The 1,924-nt window shown below is 41.7% G+C and carries 6 protein-coding genes; 4 read left to right on the top strand and 2 right to left on the bottom strand.

All coding sequences use genetic code 11. The annotated features are described in order from the left end of the window. Positions 1 to 224 precede the first annotated feature (224 nt). The gene (locus HCR01_RS37710; RefSeq protein WP_193200980.1) at positions 225 to 518 is read right to left on the bottom strand and encodes a hypothetical protein; all 294 of its coding nucleotides are present in this window, start codon (positions 516 to 518) and stop codon (positions 225 to 227) included. A 1-nt stretch (position 519) separates the two neighbouring features. Then, positions 520 to 714: a hypothetical protein gene (locus tag HCR01_RS37705; RefSeq protein ID WP_193200979.1), complete on the bottom strand. Its 195-nt coding sequence runs from the start codon at positions 712 to 714 to the stop codon at positions 520 to 522. Positions 715 to 884: 170 nt separating this feature from the next. Between HCR01_RS37705 and HCR01_RS37700 the strand changes: the two genes are divergently transcribed. The 4 genes from HCR01_RS37700 to HCR01_RS37690 all read left to right on the top strand — a co-directional run. Further along, positions 885 to 1,307, top strand: coding sequence for a hypothetical protein (locus HCR01_RS37700; RefSeq protein WP_193200978.1), 423 nt, complete (start codon positions 885 to 887; stop codon positions 1,305 to 1,307). Beyond that, positions 1,295 to 1,453 (top strand): hypothetical protein, encoded by a 159-nt coding sequence (locus tag HCR01_RS37695; RefSeq protein ID WP_193200977.1) that lies wholly within the window; start codon positions 1,295 to 1,297, stop codon positions 1,451 to 1,453. The genes HCR01_RS37700 and HCR01_RS37695 overlap by 13 nt, the downstream gene beginning before the upstream one ends. Before the next feature lie 30 nt (positions 1,454 to 1,483). Beyond that, positions 1,484 to 1,606: a hypothetical protein gene (locus tag HCR01_RS40350; RefSeq protein ID WP_264300000.1), complete on the top strand. Its 123-nt coding sequence runs from the start codon at positions 1,484 to 1,486 to the stop codon at positions 1,604 to 1,606. A gap of 46 nt (positions 1,607 to 1,652) precedes the next feature. Beyond that, on the top strand, positions 1,653 to 1,924 hold a 272-nt coding region (locus HCR01_RS37690; protein WP_193200976.1), incomplete at its 3' end, for a hypothetical protein.

Below are 1,924 nucleotides of genomic sequence, written 5' to 3'. Positions count from 1 at the left end.
CCATTTAAATGGTTGTTTTGGGTTCATCTCTGTAGCATTTCAGTCTCTTGAAAGAATATAACACTTGCTTAGGCACCTATTTTTGCAACACAGCCAGGATTTGTACTCGTAATGTCACAGTAGTAGTTATCGTATCTGCTTGCTCGTTTCAAAGAAAGTATTCCATGAACGAGTAAGCTTTTTCTACCTCCAAAATTTTTGGGCAACCTTACATCATCTCTCCTTCAGCGAGCGCAACTACATAGTCCATGACTCCACTCTTTGGCATTAAAAGCTGTAATCCTTATCCTGAAGACCTTACAGCTTTTCTTAGTGCCATTCAGCCTTAGCCCTAGCGTGAGGAGTGGCTCTAACTCTATCGGTATGTCTAAAAAGCAGTCTAACTCCAAGCTCCAGTCATCAAATGCCGCCTCCATCTTTTCTGATGCTGCTGCTAACTCTTGATTAAGTTGCACCAGCAAGTTGAATTGGTCTACTGAAGTATTTCTAATTTGCTGCTCAAGGGTTTGGTAATCCACTTCAGCTTCTATATAAGCCAGCCGGAAAGAAAAGACAGAAGCTTGGTTGGTAGACTTTGAGTATTGAGTTGATGCTAATGTTGTAGTAATCATCATTTCCTTTTTCGGTTTTGGTGAAGGAGCGATCGCGTACTTTCTCAGGGTTGGCGATCGCTCTTTTAATTTGTCTTATCACTCGGTTTGGAGTTTGTTGCATTTTTCTCCAATCTTTATGTAATTATTATAGGTAACTTGTAGGTAACTTGCAATAGGTAATCTATAGATATTAGGTTGAAAAGCCCGGTTCTTCTAAGCAATAACTCTATGTAACTTAGTTTTGTTACCTGTAGAATGAATGAAAGTGTAGGTAACAATGGGTAACTTAATATGGCAGCAGAAGCATTGGTGGTAAAGGCGGGTAAATTGGAAGCAATTGATATTGAGGTGGGTTCCTTTGAGTGGTTGGAATGGTTAGAGGTAAATTCTAGCTTTAGGTATCAGTCCATGACCGAAGGAGTCATTTACACAGCTAGAAAGGAGAAGGCTAAAACAGGTAAAGCTGAATATTGGTCAGCATATCGTCGGGTGGAAGGTAAGTTACATAAAAGATATATAGGCAAAGATGCTGATTTAACTATTGAGAAACTCGATGAAATTGCTCAATCTTTAGTCATAGCTCAAAGTGATGTAACTCTTGCTAAATCCAAAAAAACGCTAGCAGATTACAAAGCAGAAGTAGCCCGTTTAGAGATAGAAAATCAACGCTTATATGAAGAGTTGCAGACAGTAAAGGGGGAGTGCTACGCCTGAGAGAGCAAGCTGAATCTCCCAGGCTTCAATCACAGCCAGATTACGAAGCAATCCGCTCACGCACCCTTACCAAACTCAAGCTAGGTAGGCAATCCGCAGCAGCTAAAGCGATTGATGCTTTCATCAGGGAATTAGACGATAAGTAAACCTTAATATTCAGTTGGGGATTCAGTTTTATGCAACAGCAAGAATCGCTTAAAACTTACCAGCAAGCGATGTCTACGATGGGCTACGCCTACGCAATGTATCAAGTATTCTCAGATTTGGTGAGATACCGAGGCTATTTCAGCCTATCCTAAAAATGATTCGTGATCCAAGCGATAAATAGAGGTAAGACAACAGCTAATGCTTGATTATTGGACGGCGAGTGCTGCGTTTTGGCTGACAATGTTCGGAATCCAGGAGTGGGTGCTGCAATTTCACCTGGGTTATCTCGGTCGCTACTGGACTCTCGCCAGTGCTGCTAGCTTATTCTTCGGCTTTTTGCTCTCTGGGTTGGTCTGTGTGCCACTGATAATTACCTCAAAAGTAGATCCGTTCACTTTCCCAGGCAATGTTATTCTTTGTGCCATCGCTGCCATCTTCTTTGGTGTGTTTCTCAGCCTGGGACAATGGCT

Origin of the sequence: Nostoc sp. MG11, from assembly GCF_014904695.1 — a bacterium.
GTDB lineage: Bacteria > Cyanobacteriota > Cyanobacteriia > Cyanobacteriales > Nostocaceae > Komarekiella.
This window is presented reverse-complemented; position numbering and strand designations above follow the sequence as displayed.